The following is a 4,318-nucleotide window of genomic DNA, read 5'->3' as shown; positions in this document are numbered from 1 at the left end:
GATCGGGGTTGGGAAGCTCTTCCGCCTTCTTGAGCAGCTGCTGGCGATGCCGCTGTAGCAGGTTGGCGCGCTCTTTGGACACGAGATTCGCGCCCGCCACGCGGAGAAAGCAGGATACGAAATTGTATTCGTTCAACGCGTCCCTCACCAAGTAGGTCTGTCCCGACAGTTCGGCGCGGCGCAGGCTCGCAATTTCCAGAAGTCTCTTCCGGTCGCCAGGATCGGCCCACAAGACCGACGCGCCACCGAGCAGCTGCAGGAAATTTCCCTTCCGGTGATTGCCGCGCCCGATGACCACTCGCTGCAGATATTCAAAGACCAGTTCCCGGAAATTTGTATGTGGGCGCGCCAGCTCTTGCTCCTCCTTGGTCAGGAACAGGGTCAGCGCCCGTGCGTTCCAAAACATGATCCCCAACGCCCACTGGTCCATAAGATCGCCTGCAGAGGTGCGGCCGGTACGCCAGCCTTTCAGATGCGCTTCGAGTGCCCGGTAGGTACGGTCCAAAAGTGCGATCTTACTCGCGCTATTGAACGCGTCGTCGCGCGCGAGTTTCAACACTGCGCCCACCCGAAAAAGCGCCTGATCTGCGTCTTTCCAGAGATCCTCGGGAGGTAGAATGTCGAACAGGTTTTTCGCAATTAGACCGCGCAGATCGGGTCGCTCCTCCCAGAGCAGATCGATGGCGTTGAACGGTTCGCCGAAATGATCGCCGCAGAGCGCAAGAATGTCTTTGACGTTCTGTATGCGCATTTTTTCGATCTCGCTGCTGACCGCCTCCAGCAAGGACTCGACCGGGCGCGTCACTTTCGGGTCGGTTAGTTGCGACACGCGCTGCAGTAACCGCCTCGCCGTGTTGACCTCGTGCACTTTGTTCCATCGGCTTGCGAGCCGGCTCGAATCTGCCGAAAGCCATCTCCAGAAGCTTCGCTGGGCTGGCGTTTGGCTCCGGCCGGCGAGGGCGTCGGCCACGCCGATGGTGGTCGTAGTCTTGCCTTCACCCGCCGGCGTCGGGGTCATCGCGGACACCAGGATCAGCTTGCCGTCCGCGGAATCTGCGAGCTGCGGCGCGAGTTTCTCCGAGAGCTTGGCTTTGTGATTGCCCCAGGGTTCGATGAACTGCGGGGCGATTCCCAGGCGTTGCCGCGCGAGATCGACGATGTCTTCGGGCGTGACCGCCCGCGCGATGTCGAGATCCGTCATTGGCGTCTATTCATTGAGCGTAATGCTTCGGTGGCCAAGTTCGATGATGTTTTGATAGGTCGATTCGAAACCGCGCATGCTCTGCCCGGGGCCGCGGTCATCCGGAATCCTGGTCTAATGGTCGGTGCCGCGCCCGGTATTGGCAGCCGCCGAGATCGCATAGTCCGTCGGCATGTGTTGCCGTTCCAATGGCAGCGCAATGCGGTCACTTTATCCGTTCTCAAATGCTTCGCCCGTTGCAGAGGACTCGGTTTTCGTCATATCTCGTTCTCCGCTTTTCCTGGCGTGGCGCCACGTTAGCTGCCTGGCGCCGAAACGACCTGGACAGCAAAATCAACATGCTGCGAATGCAGACGTGGAGTCACTTAACTAGTTGATATTAAAAAATAAATCGACTCACTATCCTTTGGGGTTTTCTTTTTTGATTATAATATGCATCCGAAGTACATTTCTACAGGTGTGAGTTTGGAATCCTGTTTTGGTGCATAAATCCATGTGAATTCCGGGTCTTGTCACATCGGTAGTGATTGTTACGGCACCATCGCAGTCGCGCCGAGATGGCGGTATCGGCGAATTCGACTATACGGATTCGCCATGGCTGAATTCGAGAATATCAATGCCTGAAAATAAGTGGATCAGACCCCTTCAAACTATTGTGTTTTTGGCAGCCTGCTTCCTCAATTCCTGCACCGGCAAGCTACTCCCTGATATGGGATTGGATGGGTACGGTGCGCAGGTGCTCGCGACAGTAAGTGCGCGGTCCGATGGCCGATGGCGGATTCGTTATGTTTTCGAGCACCCGCAGTCGGCGTTGTTTTTCTCGCGTTCTTCTGGCGATTATCGGAGATCGACCTGGAAACCGGTTAGCCGTGGCTTGTCGCTGGAGCGGCTCGACGGCTTCGACGCGGTGCTGATGAAGGCGCCGATGACGGTGATTGAATTTTTGTTTACTCCCTATACGCAGACCGTGCCGAAAGACTACACGCCGTTCATCCCGTTTTCCGATGGGGGTCTGGCGCTTTATACGGGTCAGTTCGAGTTGCTACCGGAAACCGATCGGGCCGCGATCGCGGCATTGCATGGCGATATCGACCGGTGGCAGGGCGAGCAGCCGATGTTCGCGGTGCGCGTCCTTTCCGACAAGCCCATGGTACATAACGGCGAGGTGCGCAAACGCGAGGCCGTCCATGTCAGCCGCGGCGACGGGACCTACATATACATCGGAGAGGCTTCACTGTTACAGGGCGCGGACCTGACCGGCGTCATCGACCCTGGCCTGCCTGTTTGGTTAAAAGAACGGGTCAAGCCTGAGTTGTCAACGATCTTCGATGCCAACCGGGCGCTCTGGGGCGAGGGGCTTGGCCAAAAGGCGACGGTGTTGTTTGCGTTTCGCGGTTTCGAAGGCGAAGGAATGTCGAACAAGGGTAGCGCGGTCAATTCGTTGCTTGCACTCGAATCGAGCGGGGAGAACCTGCGCACTTTCCATGCAGACATCCTGATTTTCTTCCGCTGGTTCTTCGCTCACGAAGTGGTCCATCTTTTCCAAAACCGTCATGGCGTTAGCATCGATGCAAGAAGCGCCGCCTGGATGACCGAAGGCGCTGCCAATGCAATGGCGATTTCGGTTCTGGGCGAAATCGGAGTAACTGACGATGAGTTCATCTTGGATCAGTACGGTGACGCGATCGACGAATGCAGCGAATATCTGGGTGATGGCGCGTTGATCAATGCAGCGCAGCGCGGCCAATTCGATGCGTTTTATACTTGTGGCGACCTGATCGCGCAAATGACGGCCGCTGTGTTGCCCAACGAAAATCTCTTTTCCTTCTGGAATGCCTTGCTTGCCCGGGGCGCTGAGGCTGAGCAACATCAATACTCGACCGCGGATTACTTCGAGGTGTTGCGGGAAATGGGCGCGAACGATTCAGTTATCGAGCTGTTGCGATCGTTGGTTTACGAGCAGCAAGCCAATCCAGAAAAGACCTTGCTTCGCGCGATGAATACGACCGGTCTTGCGCCGCGATTTGACGACAACGGTAAACTGGTGGCGATTTTCTTGCCCGGGAACGGGACGATATCGCGCGAGGCGAGAGATCATTAGACGAAAACTTGAGGTAATCCAATGAAATCAATCTTGAGGTTGCGCGCAACACTGTTGCTCATGCTATTGACCGGCTGCGGCGCCTCCAATACCGATACCGATGACCTGACCGCGATTCTGCATGAGTTTCTCGCCGGGGTGAGCGAGGAGGCGGTGCACGATCGCTTCTGGGCCGAGGATCTGATCTATACATCTTCGAGAGGCACGCGGACCAACAAAGCAGAAATCATGCAGGAATTTGGTTCGGCGGAAGGTGGGGAAACCGAGGAATCCGAACCCGTCTATACGGCCGAAGACATCCGGATCCAGGTGTACGGGACCACGGCCGTGGTGGCTTTCAGGCTGGTTGCAACGGCGGCCGATGATGCAGCCGTAGATTACTATTTCAATACCGGCACCTTTGTGAAGCGAAACGGTGTCTGGCAGGTCGTCGCCTGGCAGGCAACAAAAATTCCCGGGATGTAGAAATCCCGCTAAGGGGTTAGTGCCGGAAGGGCAGTCGATCGGATTCTGGTGCCGGATCGAGCTTGAACACGTCTTCGATTTCTAGCGGTCTTTTTGTGGCCGCTCGGGGGCTTGCTGATTGTCAGGCACATGGACGAGAGCGCCACCGGGAGACTACTATCGGGCACGGTCCGCTGATCGGATAACACCAACAACAAATCTTTCCACGGAAAAGGATCTGCCGATGAGTCAGCAAGCGCCCCGTGAGCTAACCCCCCGGGCCATAATTCTGGCCATCGTGCTGGCTATGATCCTGGCTGCCGCGAATGCGTATCTCGGTTTGTTCGCGGGCATGACGATTGCCTCGGCCATTCCGGCCGCGGTGGTGTCGATGGCGGTGCTCAAGTTGCTCGGTGGCGGCCATATCCTCGAGAACAATATCGTAGCGACCGGCGCATCGGCGGGCACATCCATCGCCACCGGCGTGATTTTCACGATGCCGGCGCTGATCATCCTGGGGTACTGGGACGATTTTCGTTATTCCTGGGTGCTGGCCATCGCCGGCCTGGGTG

The 4,318-nt window shown here is 57.0% G+C and carries 4 protein-coding genes; 3 read left to right on the top strand and 1 reads right to left on the bottom strand.

The features are described 5' to 3' along the window. Positions 1–1,201 (bottom strand): formate--tetrahydrofolate ligase (locus IIA05_12915; protein MCH9027991.1); only part of this gene is annotated, 1,201 nt, incomplete at its 3' end. Positions 1,202–1,937: 736 nt separating this feature from the next. Here IIA05_12915 and IIA05_12910 point away from each other — a divergent pair. The 3 genes from IIA05_12910 to IIA05_12900 form a co-directional block, all read left to right on the top strand. Next, positions 1,938–3,302: a hypothetical protein gene (locus tag IIA05_12910; GenBank protein ID MCH9027990.1), complete on the top strand. Its 1,365-nt coding sequence runs from the start codon at positions 1,938–1,940 to the stop codon at positions 3,300–3,302. Between the two features lie 21 nt (positions 3,303–3,323). Then, the gene (locus IIA05_12905) at positions 3,324–3,767 is read left to right on the top strand and encodes a nuclear transport factor 2 family protein (protein MCH9027989.1); all 444 of its coding nucleotides are present in this window, start codon (positions 3,324–3,326) and stop codon (positions 3,765–3,767) included. Between the two features lie 223 nt (positions 3,768–3,990). Next, positions 3,991–4,318: OPT/YSL family transporter (locus IIA05_12900; GenBank protein ID MCH9027988.1), on the top strand; the 328-nt coding region annotated here is incomplete at its 3' end.

The sequence above is a fragment of the Pseudomonadota bacterium genome (assembly GCA_022572885.1).
In the GTDB taxonomy this organism is placed as follows: domain Bacteria; phylum Pseudomonadota; class Gammaproteobacteria; order Steroidobacterales; family MnTg04; genus MnTg04.
The sequence above is the reverse complement of the archived record's forward strand: the minus strand, read 5'-3'. Positions and strand labels throughout refer to the sequence as shown.

Excerpts from the sequence above, each read along its gene's own strand:
- IIA05_12905 (MCH9027989.1), top strand. The coding sequence starts at position 3,324 with ATGAAATCAATCTTGAGGTTGCGCGCAACACTGTTGCTCATGCTATTG.